Genomic DNA, 270 nt, shown 5'->3' with positions numbered 1-270 from the left:
GTATGGAGCTGTATCGCCACTGCCAGCGGCAGGTGGAACTGGTCCGCGAACGCCTGAAAGATGCCGGGTTTAGCCAGGAGAGCGTGGAGCACATTACTTACGCACAGTGCGCCCTGCTGGACGAAACAGTCCTGAGTCGTGGCGGCATGGACGACGGTCAGGCCATCTGGATGAAGAATCCATTGCAGTCACATTTCTTCAACACCCTGCAGGCAGGCGAACTGCTGTACGAGCGTATGAAGCAGGTGTTACAGGAACCCGCGCCTGCAC

General features: G+C 58.1%; 1 protein-coding gene. It reads left to right on the top strand.

All coding sequences use genetic code 11. The annotated features are described in order from the left end of the window. Nucleotides 1-270 (top strand): DotU/TssL family secretion system protein (locus tag RTW80_RS29385; RefSeq protein WP_312721646.1); only part of this gene is annotated, 270 nt, incomplete at both ends.

The organism is Escherichia sp. AM3 (assembly GCF_032029835.1).
GTDB classification, from domain to species: Bacteria; Pseudomonadota; Gammaproteobacteria; order Enterobacterales; family Enterobacteriaceae; genus Escherichia; species Escherichia coli.
The sequence above is the reverse complement of the archived record's forward strand: the minus strand, read 5'-3'. Positions and strand labels throughout refer to the sequence as shown.